The sequence below is a fragment of the Bacillus cereus genome, from assembly GCF_002567495.1.
In the GTDB taxonomy this organism is placed as follows: domain Bacteria; phylum Bacillota; class Bacilli; order Bacillales; family Bacillaceae_G; genus Bacillus_A; species Bacillus_A cereus_AQ.
The window spans coordinates 63221-82453 of record NZ_NVAP01000026.1; the positions used below are offsets into that span (position 1 = coordinate 63221).

The window sequence follows — 19233 nt, forward strand, 5'->3', positions numbered from 1 at the left end:
GAATAAAATGAAAAAGAGACTATTACCAATCTGTGCAATGGCACTATTAACAGTAGGATATTCTTCAGTAGCAAGTGCGGATACTGGAACAGTAACAAAGGAAGAAGCAGCGCAAGTGCAACAAGATAAAGCAAAAAAAGAAGAAGCAATTAAGGAACAGCAAAAAAATGAAGTAGAGAAAAAGCAAGCGGCACAAGTACAAGAAAAAAATGCTATGGCTAAAAAAGAGGAAGCAATAAAAGCCGAGCAAAAGAGTGAAGAAGAGAAAAAGAGAATAGCGCAAGAACAGTTAAAAAATGATATGGCCAAAAAAGAAGCAGCGATAAAAGCTGAGCAAAAAAATGATGCAGTCAAAAAAGAAGTAGCCAAGCCAGTTGTACAAGGTGAAAAATTACCAAACACAGCATCAAATAATGTAGTAATGATGGGATTAAGTGCAGCCCTTGTAGCGATAGGTACATTATTTGGATTGAATCGTCGCAGTAAGGTTAAAGCGTAAATAAAATATTGTCCTATAAAGAATGGGATAATTTCATATATTAAAAATGGTAGGTTACTCCTACCATTTTTGGCATGGAGGGATGAAATATGAGGTTACTCAATTATATCGGTATCATGTTGATGGCTATCGGGCTATTCACGGGATCATATTACGCTTTGGAGTGGTATAAAGGAAAAAGCTCTGCTAAGGAATTAACTGCAGAAGAAATAAAGAGCCTTAAAAATATACAAGATACTCAACTTTCTCATGAAACACCTGTCACTTCCCAAGTGCCTTCTTCTCAAACAGAGCATAAAGAAGGAGAAAAGGTAGCGATGTTAAATATACCGAAAATAAGGAAGAAGTTTTCTATATATTGGGGAGCGGATGATACAACTTTGAAAAAAGGAGTTGGAATGTTCGTTAGTGATTTAACGACAACGCCATCTGGAGGGGGACATACTGTACTCAGTGGACATCGAGATACTGTATTTACAGATTTAAGAGAGTTGAAAGAAAAGGATACTCTTATTTTAGAGTATGATAATAAAACGTACACATATGAGATTCAAAAGACATGGATTACTCATGCGGATGATCGTACTGTTATTATAAAAAAAGAAGAGCCGATATTAACACTGACAACTTGCTATCCATTTGATTATATAGGGGATGCACCAGATAGATATATTATCGAGGCGAAGTTAACTGGTAGTTATTCAAAATGAAATTGTAGTTTCCGAAAGCGGGAGGGGATATATAAATTATGTCAAAAAACATTTTAATTGTTGAAGATGAAGATATTTTGCGTGAAATATTAAAAGATTACTTTTTAAGTGAACAATATGTAGTGTTTGAAGCAAGAGATGGGAAAGAAGCTTTAGTTGTATTTGAAGAAGAAGAGGTTGATTTAGTTATTTTAGATATTATGTTGCCAGAACTAGATGGATGGTCTGTTTGCCGAAGAATCCGTAAGACGTCTGGGGTTCCGATTATTATGCTGACGGCACGTGTTGATGAGGATGATACGCTACTTGGATTTGAACTTGGAGCAGATGACTATGTGACGAAGCCGTATAGTCCTCCAATTTTATTAGCAAGAGCGAAAAGGTTATTAGAAAGCAGGAAAGTGACAAAGAAACTTTTAGAGAATGAAGATGATACATTATTAATCCACGGCATTCACGTTCATTTTCCGTCGCGCACTGTTACGGTAGACAGGGCAGACATTAATTTAACACATACAGAATTTGAAATATTAGCGTATTTCATGAAAAATCAAGGAATCGTTCTAACGAGAGAGCAATTAATTTCAAGAATTTGGGGATATGAATTTGCTGGCGATGATCGAACGGTGAATAGTCATATTCGTAATTTAAGAAATAAATTAGGAGAGAAAGCGAAGTACATTACAACTGTAGTACGGACTGGTTATAAATTTGAGGGGAATATATGAGGAATGGGATTGTACTAAAATTATTTACTCTTACAACAGCATTATGCATGTTGATTTTAGCGACGATATTTATTGGACAAACGATATTTTTTAAACAATATTATGCGAATCGAAAAGTAGAAGATATTAAAGTGAATTTAAATTCTTTTGAGAAGACCTATTTAAACTACACAGGAAATGTAGAAGGAATTCAGAAACTGGAGCAAGATTTTTTAAGGGAAAATAATACGTGGATTACGACATTAGATAAGAACGGGAATTTAAAACATGCAGATGATTTTTATTTTGAAGTAACGATAGATCGTAGGCAACAAAAGAGCTTTGGACAACAAATATTTAAGATTCCCTTAGGCAATCTCGTCAATATAGAGGAGATTGATAATAAATTATCAGAGCAGTTTTTAGGACAAGAAATTTATTTTTCTGGAGTGAGAAAAGAAGATAGTTTTATTCCGTTCTCTTTTTCTTTAGCTAAGCAGAATTTAAGCGGATCTAATAAACCGTTAGAAAAAGCATTTAAGGAGAAAATGAAATTAGATGAGGAGAAAAAGAGAGCGGCTGAGGAGCAACTTGTTAAGGAAAAGAGGCCGGCCGTCCAGGAACAAGTTGCCGAAGAACAAAATATTTACATAGGAGGACGTGTTACGAAAGTACAGTTCCCAGATGTAAAAGGCCCCGTAAATCCAATTTATAAAAACACTTTATTTTTGGATAACATAAAAGAATTTCAAACTGATTTATTATTAAAAGAGAACAAACACATACAATATACAACACAAACGATGGACTATGAAAAAAATGATATAAAATATAAATTATTAATGAAGCCAATAAAAGAAAAAGGTGGATCCGTCACATATATATATGCGATGGCTTCTTTACAGCCTGTAGATGAAGCGGTACAAATGGTGCAAGATTATTACATATACATCATTGCATTTGTAGTCGTTCTTATTTTTTTAGCTTCGTTTTATTATTCAAAACAAATTGCAAAACCGTTACTAAAAATAAACGATACAACGAAGAAAATAGCGCATTTAGATTTTACAGAAAAAATACCGATTACTTCAAAAGATGAAATTGGTGATTTATCGAAAAATATTAATATACTCTCTAACAAATTAAATTCTCATATTGGACAGCTTGAACAAGATATTGAGAAGGAAAGAAAGTTAGAAAATACGCGGAAAGAATTCATTTCTGGTGTTTCGCATGAATTGAAAACACCTTTAAGTATTATGAAAAGCTGCATTTCTATTTTAAAAGATGGGGTAGCAGAGCATAAAAAAGATTATTATTTTCAAGCGATGGAACGAGAAGTAGATAAAATGGATACGTTAATTTTGGATATGCTGGAGTTAGCTAAATTTGAATCAGGCACATATAAAATGAAAATGGATGCATTTTATATTGATACAGTAATTGAAGATATATGTGAACACCTTTCTGTGGAAATAGAGAAAAAAGAACTTCGTGTTCATAAAAATATATGTTCATTTGAAGTGATTGCAAATCAAGGGCGGATTGAACAAGTCATTGTGAACTTCATTACGAATGCGATACGATATACACCAAATAAAGAAGATATCATTATTTCTACAATAGATGAGAAGGATCGTATAAAAGTGTGCATTGAAAATAAAGGCACTCACATTGAAGAAGAACAATTAGATAAAATTTGGGATCGTTTTTATCGTGTGGATGCAGCTCGTCATCGTTCACAAGGTGGAACAGGACTTGGACTTGCTATTTCTAAAAATATTTTAGAATTGCATGATGCTGAATATGGAGTGGAAAATACAGAAGATGGTGTGTTATTTTACTTCTATTTACCGAAAAAAGTGTAGACAATATAATCTACGCTTTTTTTAAGTTATTTTCATATTATCTTTACCTAATCTTTATTTTTAAGGGATATAATTTTGTTAGAAAAAGAGGTTATGTAAGGAGTAGATTAGCCGTGAATAGCAATTTACTAGGTGTGATGGTATTTATTTTTCTTTGTGCATTTATTGTATTTATTATTGATATTACTCACTGAGAATTTTGATATAAAAAAAAGGCGCTAGTTAAGCGCCTTTTTTTTGTGAATTCATTTGATAAGCACTAATGCTCTTGAATAGACGTGGTGAAGTGATAAATAAAAATATAAGTAAAACGGTACATAGAATATAGGAACCAATCATTGTACTGCCGTTAAATATTAAAGAATATAGGAAAGCCGATTGGCCTTTTGGGGCATATTGTCCCCAGAAAATGATACCAGCGATAAAGTGACAGAAGTAACGAGCTAGACTACCGATAAAAGTAGCGACGATAATGTATCCAATTACTTTCTTTCCTTGATTTTGTTTTGATGAAGGTTTGTCTTTACGGCTTCCTAAATTTGATTGCTCTTCGCCATTTTCATTGGAAGTTAAAAGTGCTTTTTGAATTGGACGATAGAATAACCCAGCAAATCCGATAAATGCGAAAGCCACAAAGTATTCAATTAGTACTTGAATTGGTGTGACGATAATGGCATCACCTATGACAATTTGTAATAGTCCCCAAATTAAGCCTCCTAAGAAAGCCATTTTGAAGCCCCAGCGGTATGCGATAATAAAAATAGGAATCATAGCAAATGAAATGGAACCGCCTGTTGCTGATAGTTTTATTGAAAGTGGTAAAATGTCGATGACCAAGGCGAAGGCTGCAAGAATAGCAGATTCGATCATCGCTTGTAAATTAGTGTTACGCATGTTGTCTCCCCCTAAATCCAAGTTGTACAAAAAAGAATAGATATCATAGGAGGATACGAAATACGTAAATAAAAATGAGGTATGTATTTCGGACGTTTGCACAATCCCTGCGTTAGCATTAACTAACAGGTTCGAAGGGTCGGAACGAAGTGTTCCCTCTCAGCGGCATGGCTCCCCCAGTGATAACGAGATTCTTTATTTGCTATTGTTTATTGTAAGCGAAATGGATGAGAATGGCAAACGAATACAGTATGACAATAATTGAAATAGAATTGTAGCGAAATGTTAATAAATATGAAGCAAAAGGGTATAGTACAAGAGAATTTGAGTGTGGTATAATTTTTTTGAAAATAATTATCATTCTCTTCTGAGGGGGAAGGTTATGAGTTTAGTAGATATTAAAATTGGAGAGAAAGTGTTAGTAAAAAGTATTCAGTCTTTAGATCAGCTATTAAAACGTAGACTAGCTGCTTTCGGTCTTGCGGAAGGAAGCGAACTTCGCCTGAAACAGAAAGCGATGTTTAAAGGTCCTTGTACATTGGAGTGTCGTGGACAGTTAATTAGTATTCGTCATTGTGACGCGAAAATGATAAAGGTGGAATTAGCGTGAATAAGGTTGCTTTGCTAGGGAATCCGAATACAGGGAAGACATCGTTATTTAATGCACTTACTGGATCTTATGAGTATGTAGGAAACTGGAGCGGTGTAACAGTAGAAAAGAAGGTTGGTAAATTAAAAGATAGACAAGGAACATTAATTGATTTACCAGGTGTTTATGATTTAAATCCAGTTTCGCGTGATGAAGGTGTTGTAACAAACTTTCTATTAACAGAAGAATTTCAGCATATGTTAAATATTGTGGATTCCTCGCAGTTTGAACGAAATATGCATTTAACGTTGCAATTACTTGAATTTGGTAAGCCAGTTTCAATTGGTTTAAATATGGTTGATGTGGCGAAGCAAAGAGGAATTGTCATTAATGTAAAACGGTTATCAGAATTATTAGGTGTAACAGTCGTACCTGTCGTTGCAAGAAGCGGAAAAGGCTGTGAAGAACTACTTGCGACTCTTAAAGAAATTGACAAAAACGAGAAAACCCCATTCGTTATTTCATATGGTGTACAAATGGATGAAGGGATTGGGGAGGTAATAGCTCTTTTAGAGACAGCGAATTATGAGCATCCAAGATGGTTAGCCCTTCAATTTTTAAGTAATAACGAAGTAGTAGAAAAAGAAATGAAAGCATTACCAATTTATAAGGAACTCATAGCCATTCGATCTCGCTTAGAAGGCAAACTTGATTGTACGTTGGAGGAACATATTTACAAAACTCGTGAAGCGTATATTGAAAAGTTAAAAACAAATGTTATGAAGCATGAGAAAGAAGGAAAAATTCCTTTTTCGGAAAAAATTGATAGATTAATTACACATAAAGTTTTAGGACTTCCAATCTTTTTAGCAGTTATGTTTTTTATTTTTCAGGTTACGTTTACGTGGATTGGGACACCTTTATCGGATATGTTAGATGGTTTTTTTGGTGGACAGCTTACGGATTGGGTGACGGCTGGACTCGCAAGTGTTGGAGCTTCTGATTTTATTCAAGCGCTTGTTACGGAAGGGATTATTGCCGGTGTTGGTGCTGTGTTAGTATTCGTTCCACAAATCTTTGCACTATTCTTTTTCATTTCATTATTAGAAGACTCAGGATATATGGCGCGAATTGCAGTTGTTATGGATAGAATTATGGAGTTCTTCGGTTTAAACGGAAAAGCCTTTATTCCGATGATTATCGGTTTTGGATGTAACGTTCCAGGTATTATGGCTGCGAGAACGATTGAACAGGAGAAAGAACGTTTACTTACAATTTTAGTAACACCATTTATGTCTTGTTCAGCACGCTTACCTGTATATGCATTATTTGCAGGCGTTTTCTTCCCGCATAGTCAGGCAACTGTTGTATTCTCTTTATATGTGGCAGGGATTGTCCTTGCGTTATTAGTTACAAAGATTATGTCTCTTACGATTTTGAAAGCGGAAAAATCTATTTTTGTCATTGAATTACCGCCGTACCGTGTGCCACAAGCAAAAACATTATGGCTGAGCACGTGGGAGAAGGGAAAAGGATTTGTTCGTAAAGCTGGTACATTCATCTTCGGTGGTTCGGTTGTCATTTGGCTATTAAATTATGCAGGCCCATCAGGATTTGGTGTTGATATGGGAGACAGCTATTTAGCTATGATTGGTGGATTTATTGCACCATTATTTGCACCGCTCGGCTTTGAGACATGGCAGGCTGCCGCATCTCTTTTAACAGGATTTTTAGCAAAAGAAGTTGTCGTTTCTACAATGGCAATTATTTATGCGGTGAAAGAAGATGTGCTTGGAAATGTAATGGGAGCACATTATACAGCATTATCGGCTTATGCATTTATGTTCTTTATTTTATTATATGTTCCATGTTTAGCGACAGTAGCTGTTATTAAACGTGAAACAGGATCAACGAAATGGACGATTTTCTCAGTCGTTTATCCACTCGTTGTTGCTTATGTATTAACGCTTATTATATACCAAATTGGATCTTTACTCGGATTCTAGAAGGAGATGTATAATGATGGTCAATATTATAATTGGAGCTATCATTTTTGGTTATGCAGCATATACGTTATTTAATTTTGTAAAGAGAAGTAAAAAAGGAAAATGCGCCGCATGTTCTTTAAATAAGTCATGTCAGTCACAAACTTGTAGTCCGGATATGGAGCAAATTGCTCACAAATAGAAAAAAGCTTTGCGAAATTTCGCAAAGCTTTTTTTGTTTTACTTTTTAATTTTTACAAGTTGAGAAGCTTCTACGCCGTTATAACCAGGGAATTCTTTACTCGGGTCCTTATCGAATTTTAGTACACCTACAGATTTTTCATCACCTTTTACATTTCCGTAAGTTGTATCATCAACAATTGCGAACATGTCTGCATATGCACGGCCACTTCCGATAATTGTATTGCCTTCATACTTTAATTTTGCACCATCAAGTGTAGCATTTTCTACTTTTTCTTTAGCAAATAATACGCCTTGCTCTGCTGTTACAGCTGGTAATTTATCAAGTGGCTTTGTGTCATCGTTTTTAGCAACTTTGCTAAGTAACTCTTTCTTCACCAGTGCATCACCAGTTTTCTTATCCATTACAAGAACTTTTTTTCCTTCTAGTGTTGTCATTTTCATTTTAAAGAAGTCTTTTTCTTTCACTTCTTTTTTATTCTTATCTGTAATCTGCTGAACTTGTTCTTCTGATCCGTACAATACGAAACCATTCGCTTTTTCTCCTAATAAAGAACAACCTGATAATGCTCCAAGTGAAATTGCTGCCGCTAATCCGATGCTTACTAATTTTTTCATGATGATTTCTCCTTTTTATATGTTCTATAGTAAATACAGTTTTTGTATTAGTTCTGAAATTATGAGAAGTTCGTTTGTTGCTTCTGGTATTAGTGTATAAGAAATATTGTAATGCAACTATCGCGTTAGCTTACAGTAACATTACAATAATGTAATTTAGTGAAAGTATGTAAAAATAAGTCAATTCTAAAGAGGGTTAATGAGAATATAGTAGGAATACAATATTGTATCTAGAATGTCATATTATATTGGCTGTATTTTGGAAATAACATGTAAGGGCATCTTAGTTTTGTTATAATAAACACATAGGCTGTAAAAATGAATATTCTTTACTGTAAAGGGAGATTTTTAAGTTTTCCAAGTAGTGAATTTGAAATATGAGGTAAGCCATAGGAGGAATTAGAATGTCTGTATTTAAACGATTAAGAGATTTAACAATGTCAAATGTGTATTCGTTAATTGAAAAAGCGGAAGATCCAGTTAAGATGACTGATCAATATTTACGCGATATGCAAGCCGATGTACAAGAAGCTGAGAAAAGTGTAGCAGCTCAAATCGCGCTTGAGAAGAAGTTCAAATTATTATTTGAAGAGCAAGAAGCACTTGTGAAAAAGCGTGAAGAGCAAGCTCATATGGCTGTTCAAGCTAATAACTTAGATCTTGCGCGCCGTGCATTAGAAGAAAAACAAAATGCAGAGCAAAAGATGAATGAGTATAAAGCAAGCTACGAGCAAAATAAAGCTGCTGCTGATAATCTGCGTCTTAAGCTAGAAGAAATGCGCAAGCAATTAACAGAGCTGAAAAATAAACGTGAAACACTTGTAGCACGTGTAAATGCAGCGAAAGCACAGAAAAATATTAATCAGGCGATGTCTGGATTTGATTCAAATTCAGCAAAAGCTGGTTTAAGCCGTATGGAAGAGAAAGCTCTTCAATTAGAGGCTGAAGCAGAAGCAAGCGGTGAAGTTTATAAGAAAGAAAAATCATTAGATGATGAATTCGCAAGCTTAAACAAAAATTCTGCTGTTGACGATGAATTAGCTCGTATTATGAAGCAGTATGAGAAATAATATAGAATAGAGACAAATGAACCGACATGTCTAAATATATTCATGTCGGTTTTCTATTACCCCGCTATTTGCGGGCAGTAAGACACCCACCTCTACTTTTTGTGAAAGTAGAGAGGTGGGGGGAGATCTACTGCCCGTAAATGCCCGATTGGTGGGGGCTAATAATCAGCGGGGAATGAACATCGCCCCACTGATTAAAGTTTCACTTTATATTCAGAGGAGGTTTTGCAATGACATGGACAAATGTATTAGCCATGCTTGTATGGACTGGAGCGAGTGCAGTACTTTTATTTGCAATTATGTGGGTTGATTCAATTTTTACAAAATACAATGATTTAAAAGAAATCAAAAATGGGAATACAGCTGTAACAACTCGTTTTATTATGAAATTATTTGCACAAGGGTACATTTTATCTCAATCAATAACGAAAGCAAATGACTTATGGCAGGCGCTTCTTGCTTCAGCAGTTTCTTTCGTTATTTTATTAGTTGTAGAAATGTTTATCGAATTCGTATTAAAGAAAATGGCTGGTCTTGATTTAGAAGAAGGTACGAAAGAAGGCAGTGTTGCGCATGCGATGCTAGCTGGATCATTACATATTGTTGGTGCACTTATTTTAGGTGCTTGTTTATAAAGAGAAAAGGAGGGATAGATCATGAGTTTATTTAAACGAATTAAAAATATAATGAAAAGCCCAGAGCCACCGAAGCCAGAAAAGAGTCTTTTAACGTTAGCTCCTGGCGATATGATTGAAGTTTCATTAGTTATGTATGAATTAATTGGGAAAACAAGTATGCATTCGCGCAAGGAAATTGTTTTGACATTGCAAGACGGAAAAGATATGCGTTATTTGAAAATTGAAGATCGTGAAAATACGTATTACAAATTATATACACCAATTGATGGTCGTTTAGATTCAATTGATGAAATTCCGACGACGATTGAAATGGATGATACCGAGTACCATATGGAAGAACAATATAACGGACGTGTTGTTGTTATGGGGAAAACTCCATTCTCTGCTTCAGAGGAACAGTATGTATGGGAATTCCAATCAGATAATCGAAAGTTATTGCGTATTGAATGGCAAAATGGTCGCACAATGATGTATGAGGGAGAAGCAATCATTCCTGCTGATGTACAAATTATAAGAGCAACGTAAGGGGAGGGTAATCATGTCAAACCGATTGTTTACCATGATTAAATCGTTTGTGATCCCTATACTTGCTATCGTTATATTACTTGTTGTTGCTGGTTATGCCTTATCAGGTTGTCAAGGCGGGCAGACAAAGTCGATTCAAGACCGTTATCCACTTGAATCTGTTGCCAAGGAAGGTAAACAAGAATCTTACGTGTATAGGGCCGCCAATCGGTCAGTTCCTGAAGTCGCGAAGGAACTTATAGCCGAAAGGAAACCGAAACAAGCATCTAAAGAAGACGAAAATCAAATGTTTCTCGTTTATTCAGATAAAATGTATAACCTGCAAAAGGATAAAGAGAAACCATCCGATACGTTAATTGAAGTAAGTAATGAAGAATTTGTCCGTCAAAATTACCAACCGTCCTTCTTACAAGGATATATTATGGGTAGCATATTAAACGATATATTCGGTTCAAGAAAATCATCGCCTGGTGATTATCGAGGATATAACGACAGACAAGACCATAAACCAGTTATTCCAGAAAGACCACCTACGAAAGAAGAAAAGAAAACCCCGCCTCCAATTACGAAGGAAGGGAAAGGATCTATCATTAAGCGAGGCGATAATGTAGATTCGAAATCATCAGTAGGTGATAAGGGAAGTATTACTGAAAAAGGAAGTAATACGCCTCCACCTTCTACTGGAAGCAAAGGTACAATTACAAAAACACCAGGTGGTTCAAGCGGATCAGATGTGAAGCCGAAATCATCTATAAAAACTCCGCCAAAGAATACATCGCCCCCGAAAACGAGGGTTGGTGGTTCAGGGAAAATTACGAAGAGAAGATAGTAGAGAGACCGAAAAGTGTAAGTTGCTTTTTGGTCTTTTTTTATTATGAAAATTAATTCCCTATAACTGGTACAATTGAAGTATAAGGAGGGGATAGTATGACTATGTATAAAAGATTTAGTGTAATTATGTTCCTTGTATTATTCTCAGCTTGTTTATTAGCACGACGATGAAATTTCACTTTGTAGTAGGTATTCTATGGATACTGTGTACATGCACTCTATTTTTGTATATTCCGCTACGTTTTCAACATGAAGTGACGGCTTTTCAAAAGTATGTAGCGTGGATTAAACGTGGGAGTCGGTGGGGCGAGTAAAAATATATCTACTTACTGCAAGAAACTGACAACGATAACTATTTAATAATAAGAAGAGAGTGTGCCAAATTGTCGGCACACCCTCGTTTTTCTTAAGTATTAATGAATATCACGTTTCTTGAAATTACCGCCTTTTACTTCTGCTACGTCATAAACTGTAATAAAGGCATGTGGATCGATTTCGTTAATAAGTTCTTTCATTTTACTTTCTTCTAAACGGTTAATTACGCAAGAAATTTCTTTAAACTTCTCTCTTGAATAACCACCATATACTTCGTTATATGTTGCACTTCGTCCTAAACGATCGCGAATTGTTTCTACCATTAATTCAGGCTCTTTTGTGATAATTTTAAATGCTTTCGAACCACTTAAACCAACTTCAACGATATGAATCACTTTCGAAGCGATAAAGTAAGCAATTGCCGAAAGGATAGCTCCTTGAAGACCGAATACTGTTGATACGAAAATAAATACGAACATGTTTAAGAATAAAATAAGGTCACTCGTTCCGAAAGGTAACTTACGAGAAAGTAATACAGCTAGCATATCGATTCCATCTAATGCTCCGCCGTTACGTAATGCTAGTCCCATACCAAAACCGATGATAATACCACCAACAACTGTAACTAATAATGTATCGCCTTCAATAATAGCTGGTATTCCGTGCATAACAACAGTACCTATTGCTAATGAAGCAATCCCGATAATAGAATAAATTGCAAAGCTTTTACCGATCTGCTTATATCCTAACCAAACGAAAGGAATGTTAATAACCGCGATTAGAGCTCCTAATGGCAATCCAAATAATCTTGAACTAACGATACTTAAACCAGTCACACCACCGTCTGATACGTTATTTGGAATTAATACTGCTTCTAATCCGTATGCTGTGATAAATGCCCCAATAATAATCATCAAAGCTTTGGAAGCAATTTTTAGCTTATTGGGCTTGTTTTTGATAATTTTCTCCATGTAATTTCCTCGTTTCAACCTAGTTTCTTGTTTGTTCCATAATTCACACCTAAATTTTATTTTAACATTTAATTTGAAAAAATTCTCCTTTAATGGATGTATGCAGGGAATATTATCACCATATTACTATTTTACATACAACTGTAGAAGATTAGAGAGTGGTCATAATTTTGATATGAAAAAGTAGAATGAATAGTATGGACATATACATTTGGGGCATTGATTTTAGGGAGGGGATTCTGTGGGATACTGTACGAAATGTGGAAATGAAACGAACGATAGCAACAAGTTTTGCGGGCAGTGCGGGGAGAGTCTTAGCTATAAAACAGTAGAGGGAAGTTTTCCAAATAGCAGTTCTAATAGTAGTATAGAAGTTTTTTCTTTAGTCGGTTTCATTACTGGATTAATATCTTGGTTTATTAATTTATGGGGGCTTATTGGTAGTGTAGCTATCGTGTTTTCTATATTAGGTTTAAACAAAAAAGTGACGGGTACGAGTAAAATATTTGCTATTATTGGATTGGTTTCTGGAATAATTAATGTGTTGTATGCTGTTATGCTACTTATTTAAATTTGATAAACTGAAAGATATAAAAAAGTCCCCTGCATTCAGAGGACTTTTTATTTGATAGCTATTAAGAAACAATAAAACTAATGACTGTTAGGAATAAAGAGAAACCTAAAATAGTTCCACATATTTTCATATGGCGTTTACGTCCCATAACGACAATTGCGACATATTCGCGAATCATTGCATTAGGCCAGTAATAAAAGGCTGTTTTTGATCCGATTCCTTGGCTATTAAGGCCAGCTTGTCTTGCGTATATACCAGCGCGGAAAAGGTGGAAATTATTCGTTGTAAAAATACTTCTATACTTACCTTCAGGTTTTAAAGAATCCATAATTTCTTTAGAGAACAACATGTTTTGATATGTGTTTACAGAGCGATTTTCTTGCACTGTATGTTCAAGAGGAATTCCTTTTTCAACAGCATAATTTTGCATTGCTTCCGCTTCTGGAAGGCCTTCATCTGGACCTTGGCCACCAGAGAAAATAATTGTTGGTGGTGTATTCACAGCTGCTTGTTTCCAATAGAAGTCGATAGCTTTATTAATGCGGCTTGCAAGTAAAGGTGGTACTTTATCATTAATTAAGCCACTACCAAGAACGATAATGAAATCCTGATTACGTCTTGGTCTGTTGAATTGGTATAAAAAATATGCGCTTAAGAAGTTAGATAAGTGTATAAAGAAATATACGCTTATAAGAGAAATACCTGCAAAAATAGGCTCTAAATGTGATGAGACCAAACTTGCTGGATTTATGATAGGGAGTAACATAAAGAATAACATCCCTAAAGCAGCAAGAAGTGTTAAACAGTTAGTGAACCGTCTTCCTTCTCGCTTCATTAAAATTCTTGCATTAAGAAATAATCCAAACATTAAAGCGATAATACCGAAAGGAAGCATAATGAGAAGTGCTAAAATAGGTAAAATTATAATATAGCGTAGGACATCACTACTTGAATTCACAGATATAATCACACAAAAAAGTAGGAAAAAACAGATAAAGGCATTAAATAAAAAGCCGTTTATTATTTTTCGAGCATCTTTTAAATACGAGATAAGAAAAATAATAAACAATATAAGAGGAATAATTCCAAAATACAGCATAAATATAGTACACCTCAACTTGTATAAGAATTTGACATACCTTTTATATTACATGATTTTATGTATGAAAATGAAAGAAAAAGGATTTTGAATTTTCTCAATAAAATATATGGATACATATGTTACAATATATTCAAAGCGATATATTAAAAGTAAAATGGTTGAAAAGGCACTCGGTAGAGTGCCTTTTTCTGTTTTGTATGTAATTTTGCATATTATGTCCATTTTGGATGAAAGAGGATTAAAATATGAAATATGGATGTACGCTATAAAGCAGAATTTAATACAAACATTTCCCTCTACTTTTTGTATCTAACAATCGTATAACAATAAATAATTCTGTTTTATAGTGTCTGTTTATGAAAGGTGTCCTTTTTGAGGGCACCTTTTTGTTATTAGTATAGATAGTTTCCACTGTTAACATAGTAGAAACTATCTATACTAAACATTAGCAATCTTCCGTATAAATATTATCAATTTACTATATATTCCAGTGGTGTTAACCTACATATGAAAGGCTTTCTTTTTCAAAATATTACCCCTAATAAAATTTTGAAGAAGTCAACTGTCTCCAAACTTGCCTTCATGCTTAGAGAAAAAGCACTCAATTTGAGTGCTTTTTCGTATTGAGACATGCTATTTTTCTAGGCGATTTTCATAAAATAAAAGTAAAGCAATGAAAGTGGGTGACAAAATGCCGGCAGTTGTGGAAGGTGTTATTATTGAAAACTGCAATGGAACGATTAATTTAGGTGATAAATATAACGTACAGCCGATTGAAAAGACGAAAGCTTATAATGGATCGGGATCATCAAATACAGGAATGAAAGTACAAACGTTTAGCGGGATTAGTACAGCGGATGTAAGGGATAATGATGTGTATGATCAAGTTATTCAATCAACGTTATAATTTTAAAATGCAAAATTGCATAAAGTGACATGTTTGTTGCATGTTACACTTTAGCTGTGAGCTGTTAATGATTCTTCTGTATTATAGTTGTTAGATTGGAAATATAACATCTTATCCCGCATTAACGGGCAGTAAGACTCCCACTTCAAGAGTCAGCTGTAGTAAAGAGGTTAAGAGGAAGATTAACTGCCCGTAAATGCCCGATTGGTTCAACTAATAATCCGTAGGGGTGCCCCCACGGATTAAAGTTTCACTTTATCGAAAATCATACATGAAAAAGACACTTCAACCGAAGTGTCTTTTTTTATTTTAGTGATACCCTTTAGCAGAGTCTTTATGAATTTTATTTTTAAAGAGACTGTAGCTCCAAAGTTGATATCCAATAACGATTGGTACCATGACCATTGCAACGAAGAACATAATTTTTAAGTTTAATTGGCTACCAGCTGCGTTGTATAACGTTGTACTGTACGCATCATTAATACGAGATGGTAACATTCTTGGGAACATACCTGCAAAGCCAGTTGTCATAAACATTGCGATTGTTAGGCAAACGAATGTGAATGCAAGGCCAATTTTATGTTTGTACACCATAATAAGTGCGAGTACACTCATTAACATTGCAAGCACTGGAAGAATGAATAGTACCGGATATTCCGTAAAGTTTTGGAATAAGTTTGTACGATTAGCAGTTGCTACGTAGAAAATAGCTAAAATGATAGCAGTTGCCATTGAAAACGGTCTTGCAATTTTATAAGCACGATCGGATACTTCACCAGTCGTTTTAATCATGACCCAAAGGGCACCAGATACGACGAAGATAGCAGTGAAGAAAAGACCACCTAATATACCGTAATGATTTAATAAGCTAAGCAAATTGCCTTCATAGCCATCTTTTCCGATTTGTAGTCCGTAATACAAGTTAGCGAACGTAACACCGAATAGGAAAGCAATTAAGAAACTCCCAATTGCAAATGCCCATTTACAAGTCTTTTGCCAAATTGGTGAATCATCTTTATGCATGAATTCAAGTCCAGCGGCACGAGCAAATAGTGCAAGTAATACTAAGAATAACGGTGTATATAGATAACTAAACATATTTGCATATGTGACTGGGAAGGCAGCAAATGTTGCACCACCAGCTGTAATTAACCATACTTCATTACCACCCCAGAACGGGCCAATTGCTTCTTGTAATTGGTTTCGTTCTTGTCGATCTTTCGTAACGAAAGGGAAAATCATTCCGTTACCAAGTGCATACCCATCAAGAATAAAGTACACCGTCCAAATCACGCCCCATAAACCGAACCAGATGATTGCAAGCATATCATGAGACATGAGCCACACCTCCCTCAGTAGCGGGTTCTTCTAACGCTGCAGGCCCTTTTTTCGCAAACTTCAGCATTAAGTATACGTCTGCAATTAAAAGTAAAGTGTAGAACAAGATTAAACTAATTAATGAGAACCAAATTTGTGGAACGGATATAGGTGACACAGATTCTGCTGTACGCATTAGTTTATATACTGTCCATGGTTGACGACCTACTTCAGCGACAATCCAGCCGGCATTAATCGCAATGTATGGAAGTAAGACAGACCATATTGTAATTTTTAAATAGCGTTTTGAGTTTTCTAGTTTACCTTTTCTGTTTAAATAGAAGCCATACCAAGTTAGTGCCATAAAGAATATACCAAGTGCAACCATTAAGCGGAAGCTATAATACACGAGGTTAACATTTGGACGTTCATCTTTTGGAATGTCTTTTAAACCAACGATTTCGCCATCAAATGAGTTTGTGTAGAAGAAGCTTCCTAGTTTCGGAATCGTAAGGAATTCAAAGTTCTTCTCGTTTTTTACATCAGGAATTTGAACAATTGAGAAGCCTTGTCCTTTTCCAGTTTCCCAAACTGCTTCCATCGCAGCTCCTTTTGCTGGTTGATATTTAGCTGCTGATACACCAGATTGATGTCCCATAAACGGTGTAATTGTTGCGGCGAATAAGCCTAACATTAAACCAAACTTAAATGATTTTTTGAAGAATTCCACTTCATTTTTACGCAATAAGTGATAAGCACTAATTGCCATAACGAAGAAAGCGCCTACGATATAACAACCAATTACAGTATGGAAGAACATATTCCAAGCATATGGATTTGTAACAAGTGCCCAGAAATCATTTAATTCAGCGCGGCCGTTACGTACTACATAGCCAACAGGGTTTTGCATAAATCCGTTTGCTGTAATAATCCAAAGAGCGGAAATATTTGTTCCAAGTGCAACCATCCACATACAGAAGGCACGGAACTTTGGTGAAATTTTGTCTTTACCGAACAACCATATTCCCATGAAAGTAGATTCTAAGAAGAAAGCAACGAGTGCTTCGATTGCGAGAGGTGATCCGAAAATATCTCCCATATACTTGGAGTACTCAGACCAGTTTGTTCCAAATTGGAATTCCATCGTAATCCCGGTTATAATCCCCATTACGAAGTTAATTGTAAATAATTTACCCCAGAAATTTGCCATTTTGCGGTATGTTGGATTCAATGTGCGGGCGTATTGAGTTTCCATACATGCTACTAAAATGACAAGTCCGATTGTCAAAGGTACAAATAAAAAGTGATAAAAAATAGTAATTGCAAATTGAAAACGACTTAGTAACAGAACGTCGGACATAATAAATATTCACTCCTTTTTTACATTATCTACAATCAGTTTATAGTGAAAAAACGTTTAAGATAGAGGGGACTTGTTACAAAGGTGTGTGTATATTTTGAAAGAATTATGTCGGTTATCTGAAAATATCCTATTTTTACTATAAAGCAATATCCTTTTTGAGTTTTTTAAATTTTGGTACACTATATAAGTAATGTAAATGAGAGAAAAGAGGGTAACTAACTGTTACGATTTATTTAACCAATTATAACTAAAGTTAATTAAATATATCAGTAAGCCCTGCTAGTCAAGTGATTGGCTAGTAGTGAGGGTTAACTGCGGGCAATCCCTAAAGCTGATTGAACTACAACGTGGCTAGAAATAGCGAGCGTGAATGTNNAGAACAATGGGTCTTCCGCCTCGAATCATCTAAGTCAAAATGGATAAGATGAACGTTCAACGACTATCTCGTGTAACTGACGAGAGTACATCACAAGCCTATGGTGATGGAAAAATCCTCTATCTCTAAAGAGATAAACATATAGTCTGCGCTCATGTGAAAACATGAGAAGTTCATAAGAGAACTGGCTAAGGAATTGCGCCCTTAGTTGAACGAGATAAATTTAATTAAATCTATCAAACCTCATTGAATACATCGAACGTACGTGCTACGTTAGACTCAATGAGGTAAGAATAATAATGAAATTTTTACGAGTTAGTCAAGTATCAGAATTAACAGGTTTGCATCCGAGTAGTCTCAGGAGAATGCTGGTGGAACACGCTACTATTCAGAAGAACAAATCTTTCATTATCTGAAAGGTGAGTGCCTGAATAATCGCACAGTAAAGGAGTAGACTTCTGATGATATTGGCGAAGAAAGTTAGACTAATCCCAACGCCTGAACAAGAACAAGTGCTTAGAAACCATGCTGGTGCTACAAGATTTGCTTATAACTATTGTAAAAGAATGAGTGATAGATACTATAAGCTATTTGGAAAATCTGTTTCACAGTTAGCTTTACAGAAACGATTTACAAAGATCAAGAAGCGAAAGAGATATGAGTGGTTAAATGACATCAACGCACAAGTTCCTAAACAGGCTTCAAAAGATTTTGATACAGCGAGAAAAAATTCGTTCAAAACGTACAAAAATGGTTATCACACTTCTTATAAATCCAAAAAAGATGTAATCCAAGGATTTTATGCCAATTATGAAAGACTAATTATAGGAAAGAAAGTAGTTCATATTCAGTCTATTGGAAAAGTGAAAACAAGCCAACAACTACCAAGAAATAAAAAACCATCCAATCCAAGAGTTACCTTTGATGGTCGTCACTGGTGGATGAGTGTAGGGTTCCAAGAAGATTTTGAATCCCAAGAACTAACCGATGAGTCGATTGGTGTGGATGTTGGTTTAAAAGAGCTTTTTGTAGCTTCTAATGGTATGAAAGAACGAAATATAAACAAAGATGCTAAGGTTAAAAAACTTTTGAAAAGGAAAAAGTCAGCGCAAAGAGATATGTCTAGGAGATTTAAAAAAGGTGTAAAAATTCGATCTGCCGGATATGAAAAAG

General features: G+C 35.1%; 20 protein-coding genes, 1 pseudogene and 1 riboswitch. Of the genes and pseudogenes, 15 read left to right on the forward strand and 6 right to left on the reverse strand.

Annotation, left to right across the window (positions count from 1 at the left end):
• Window positions 1-7: 7 nt before the first annotated feature.
• The 4 genes from COK05_RS12545 to COK05_RS12560 all read left to right on the forward strand — a co-directional run bounded on the left by COK05_RS12545 (window position 8) and on the right by COK05_RS12560 (window position 3784).
• Window positions 8-499, forward strand: a complete 492-nt coding sequence (locus tag COK05_RS12545) for an LPXTG cell wall anchor domain-containing protein (RefSeq protein ID WP_098612836.1) — start codon at window positions 8-10, stop codon at window positions 497-499.
• Between the two features lie 89 nt (window positions 500-588).
• Window positions 589-1209 (forward strand): class D sortase, encoded by a 621-nt coding sequence (locus COK05_RS12550; RefSeq protein WP_098612837.1) that lies wholly within the window; start codon window positions 589-591, stop codon window positions 1207-1209.
• Window positions 1210-1247: 38 nt separating this feature from the next.
• On the forward strand, window positions 1248-1937 hold the full coding sequence (locus tag COK05_RS12555) for a response regulator transcription factor (RefSeq protein ID WP_098612838.1): 690 nt from the start codon (window positions 1248-1250) through the stop codon (window positions 1935-1937).
• Window positions 1934-3784 (forward strand): sensor histidine kinase, encoded by a 1851-nt coding sequence (locus tag COK05_RS12560; protein WP_098612839.1) that lies wholly within the window; start codon window positions 1934-1936, stop codon window positions 3782-3784. The genes COK05_RS12555 and COK05_RS12560 overlap by 4 nt, the downstream gene beginning before the upstream one ends.
• Window positions 3785-4006: 222 nt before the next feature.
• On the opposite strand, the gene COK05_RS12565 is transcribed toward COK05_RS12560, so the two are convergent.
• Window positions 4007-4678, reverse strand: a complete 672-nt coding sequence (locus tag COK05_RS12565; protein ID WP_098612840.1) for an energy-coupled thiamine transporter ThiT — start codon at window positions 4676-4678, stop codon at window positions 4007-4009.
• A gap of 86 nt (window positions 4679-4764) precedes the next feature.
• Window positions 4765-4866, reverse strand: a riboswitch (TPP riboswitch).
• Between the two features lie 194 nt (window positions 4867-5060).
• Here COK05_RS12565 and COK05_RS12570 point away from each other — a divergent pair.
• Genes COK05_RS12570 through COK05_RS12580 form a run of 3 tightly spaced genes read left to right on the forward strand, consistent with a single transcriptional unit; the run spans window position 5061 to window position 7454 of the window.
• Window positions 5061-5288: a FeoA family protein gene (locus COK05_RS12570; RefSeq protein ID WP_000060512.1), complete on the forward strand. Its 228-nt coding sequence runs from the start codon at window positions 5061-5063 to the stop codon at window positions 5286-5288.
• On the forward strand, window positions 5285-7273 hold the full coding sequence (gene feoB / locus COK05_RS12575) for a ferrous iron transport protein B (RefSeq protein ID WP_098612841.1): 1989 nt from the start codon (window positions 5285-5287) through the stop codon (window positions 7271-7273). Before COK05_RS12570 ends, feoB begins: the two co-directional genes overlap by 4 nt.
• A 13-nt stretch (window positions 7274-7286) precedes the next feature.
• On the forward strand, window positions 7287-7454 hold the full coding sequence (locus tag COK05_RS12580; RefSeq protein WP_098612842.1) for a FeoB-associated Cys-rich membrane protein: 168 nt from the start codon (window positions 7287-7289) through the stop codon (window positions 7452-7454).
• 38 nt (window positions 7455-7492) lie between these two features.
• Here the strand turns inward: COK05_RS12580 and COK05_RS12585 are convergent, their stop codons facing one another.
• Window positions 7493-8071, reverse strand: coding sequence for a lipoprotein BA_5634 family protein (locus COK05_RS12585; protein WP_098612843.1), 579 nt, complete (start codon window positions 8069-8071; stop codon window positions 7493-7495).
• A gap of 404 nt (window positions 8072-8475) precedes the next feature.
• Between COK05_RS12585 and COK05_RS12590 the strand changes: the two genes are divergently transcribed.
• From COK05_RS12590 to COK05_RS12610, 5 genes and pseudogenes are all read left to right on the forward strand, one after another.
• Complete coding sequence (locus COK05_RS12590) at window positions 8476-9141, forward strand: PspA/IM30 family protein (RefSeq protein WP_098612844.1); 666 nt, start codon at window positions 8476-8478, stop codon at window positions 9139-9141.
• A 230-nt stretch (window positions 9142-9371) separates the two neighbouring features.
• Window positions 9372-9776, forward strand: a complete 405-nt coding sequence (locus COK05_RS12595) for a DUF350 domain-containing protein (RefSeq protein WP_098361120.1) — start codon at window positions 9372-9374, stop codon at window positions 9774-9776.
• A 21-nt stretch (window positions 9777-9797) separates the two neighbouring features.
• Window positions 9798-10304 carry a DUF4178 domain-containing protein gene (locus COK05_RS12600; RefSeq protein WP_098612845.1) on the forward strand — a complete coding sequence of 169 codons (507 nt, stop codon included), beginning with the start codon at window positions 9798-9800 and terminating at the stop codon, window positions 10302-10304.
• 13 nt (window positions 10305-10317) lie between these two features.
• Window positions 10318-11133, forward strand: a complete 816-nt coding sequence (locus COK05_RS12605; protein ID WP_098612846.1) for a DUF4247 domain-containing protein — start codon at window positions 10318-10320, stop codon at window positions 11131-11133.
• Window positions 11134-11231: 98 nt separating this feature from the next.
• Window positions 11232-11449, forward strand: a pseudogene (locus COK05_RS12610) (hypothetical protein).
• A 99-nt stretch (window positions 11450-11548) separates the two neighbouring features.
• On the opposite strand, the gene COK05_RS12615 reads toward COK05_RS12610, so the two are convergent.
• Window positions 11549-12421, reverse strand: coding sequence for a YitT family protein (locus COK05_RS12615; RefSeq protein WP_000411240.1), 873 nt, complete (start codon window positions 12419-12421; stop codon window positions 11549-11551).
• Window positions 12422-12662: 241 nt separating this feature from the next.
• Between COK05_RS12615 and COK05_RS12620 the strand changes: the two genes are divergently transcribed.
• Window positions 12663-12992 carry a zinc ribbon domain-containing protein gene (locus COK05_RS12620; protein WP_098612847.1) on the forward strand — a complete coding sequence of 110 codons (330 nt, stop codon included), beginning with the start codon at window positions 12663-12665 and terminating at the stop codon, window positions 12990-12992.
• A 64-nt stretch (window positions 12993-13056) separates the two neighbouring features.
• Here COK05_RS12620 and COK05_RS12625 read toward each other — a convergent pair whose 3' ends face one another.
• Window positions 13057-14094, reverse strand: coding sequence for a YdcF family protein (locus COK05_RS12625; RefSeq protein ID WP_098612848.1), 1038 nt, complete (start codon window positions 14092-14094; stop codon window positions 13057-13059).
• Between the two features lie 676 nt (window positions 14095-14770).
• Here COK05_RS12625 and COK05_RS12630 point away from each other — a divergent pair.
• On the forward strand, window positions 14771-15004 hold the full coding sequence (locus COK05_RS12630; RefSeq protein ID WP_141539066.1) for a spore germination protein: 234 nt from the start codon (window positions 14771-14773) through the stop codon (window positions 15002-15004).
• A 309-nt stretch (window positions 15005-15313) separates the two neighbouring features.
• On the opposite strand, the gene cydB is transcribed toward COK05_RS12630, so the two are convergent.
• Both cydB and cydA read right to left on the reverse strand, forming a co-directional pair.
• Window positions 15314-16342, reverse strand: coding sequence for a cytochrome d ubiquinol oxidase subunit II (gene cydB / locus COK05_RS12635; protein WP_098612850.1), 1029 nt, complete (start codon window positions 16340-16342; stop codon window positions 15314-15316).
• On the reverse strand, window positions 16332-17681 hold the full coding sequence (gene cydA / locus COK05_RS12640) for a cytochrome ubiquinol oxidase subunit I (RefSeq protein WP_098612851.1): 1350 nt from the start codon (window positions 17679-17681) through the stop codon (window positions 16332-16334). The genes cydB and cydA overlap by 11 nt, the downstream gene beginning before the upstream one ends.
• A gap of 840 nt (window positions 17682-18521) precedes the next feature.
• Between cydA and COK05_RS12645 the strand changes: the two genes are divergently transcribed.
• Window positions 18522-19233, forward strand: a 712-nt coding sequence (locus tag COK05_RS12645; RefSeq protein WP_141539067.1) for an RNA-guided endonuclease InsQ/TnpB family protein, incomplete at its 3' end; no start/stop codon positions are given.

Excerpts from the sequence above, each read along its gene's own strand:
- COK05_RS12570 (WP_000060512.1), top strand. The coding sequence starts at position 5,061 with ATGAGTTTAGTAGATATTAAAATTGGAGAGAAAGTGTTAGTAAAAAGT.
- COK05_RS12550 (WP_098612837.1), top strand. The coding sequence starts at position 589 with ATGAGGTTACTCAATTATATCGGTATCATGTTGATGGCTATCGGGCTA.
- cydB (WP_098612850.1), bottom strand. The coding sequence starts at position 16,342 with ATGTCTCATGATATGCTTGCAATCATCTGGTTCGGTTTATGGGGCGTG.
- COK05_RS12560 (WP_098612839.1), top strand. The coding sequence starts at position 1,934 with ATGAGGAATGGGATTGTACTAAAATTATTTACTCTTACAACAGCATTA.
- COK05_RS12565 (WP_098612840.1), bottom strand. The coding sequence starts at position 4,678 with ATGCGTAACACTAATTTACAAGCGATGATCGAATCTGCTATTCTTGCA.
- COK05_RS12555 (WP_098612838.1), top strand. The coding sequence starts at position 1,248 with ATGTCAAAAAACATTTTAATTGTTGAAGATGAAGATATTTTGCGTGAA.
- COK05_RS12625 (WP_098612848.1), bottom strand. The coding sequence starts at position 14,094 with ATGCTGTATTTTGGAATTATTCCTCTTATATTGTTTATTATTTTTCTT.
- COK05_RS12545 (WP_098612836.1), top strand. The coding sequence starts at position 8 with ATGAAAAAGAGACTATTACCAATCTGTGCAATGGCACTATTAACAGTA.
- COK05_RS12615 (WP_000411240.1), bottom strand. The coding sequence starts at position 12,421 with ATGGAGAAAATTATCAAAAACAAGCCCAATAAGCTAAAAATTGCTTCC.
- COK05_RS12585 (WP_098612843.1), bottom strand. The coding sequence starts at position 8,071 with ATGAAAAAATTAGTAAGCATCGGATTAGCGGCAGCAATTTCACTTGGA.
- COK05_RS12590 (WP_098612844.1), top strand. The coding sequence starts at position 8,476 with ATGTCTGTATTTAAACGATTAAGAGATTTAACAATGTCAAATGTGTAT.
- COK05_RS12595 (WP_098361120.1), top strand. The coding sequence starts at position 9,372 with ATGACATGGACAAATGTATTAGCCATGCTTGTATGGACTGGAGCGAGT.
- COK05_RS12600 (WP_098612845.1), top strand. The coding sequence starts at position 9,798 with ATGAGTTTATTTAAACGAATTAAAAATATAATGAAAAGCCCAGAGCCA.
- COK05_RS12630 (WP_141539066.1), top strand. The coding sequence starts at position 14,771 with ATGAAAGTGGGTGACAAAATGCCGGCAGTTGTGGAAGGTGTTATTATT.
- cydA (WP_098612851.1), bottom strand. The coding sequence starts at position 17,681 with ATGTCCGACGTTCTGTTACTAAGTCGTTTTCAATTTGCAATTACTATT.
- COK05_RS12580 (WP_098612842.1), top strand. The coding sequence starts at position 7,287 with ATGATGGTCAATATTATAATTGGAGCTATCATTTTTGGTTATGCAGCA.
- COK05_RS12605 (WP_098612846.1), top strand. The coding sequence starts at position 10,318 with ATGTCAAACCGATTGTTTACCATGATTAAATCGTTTGTGATCCCTATA.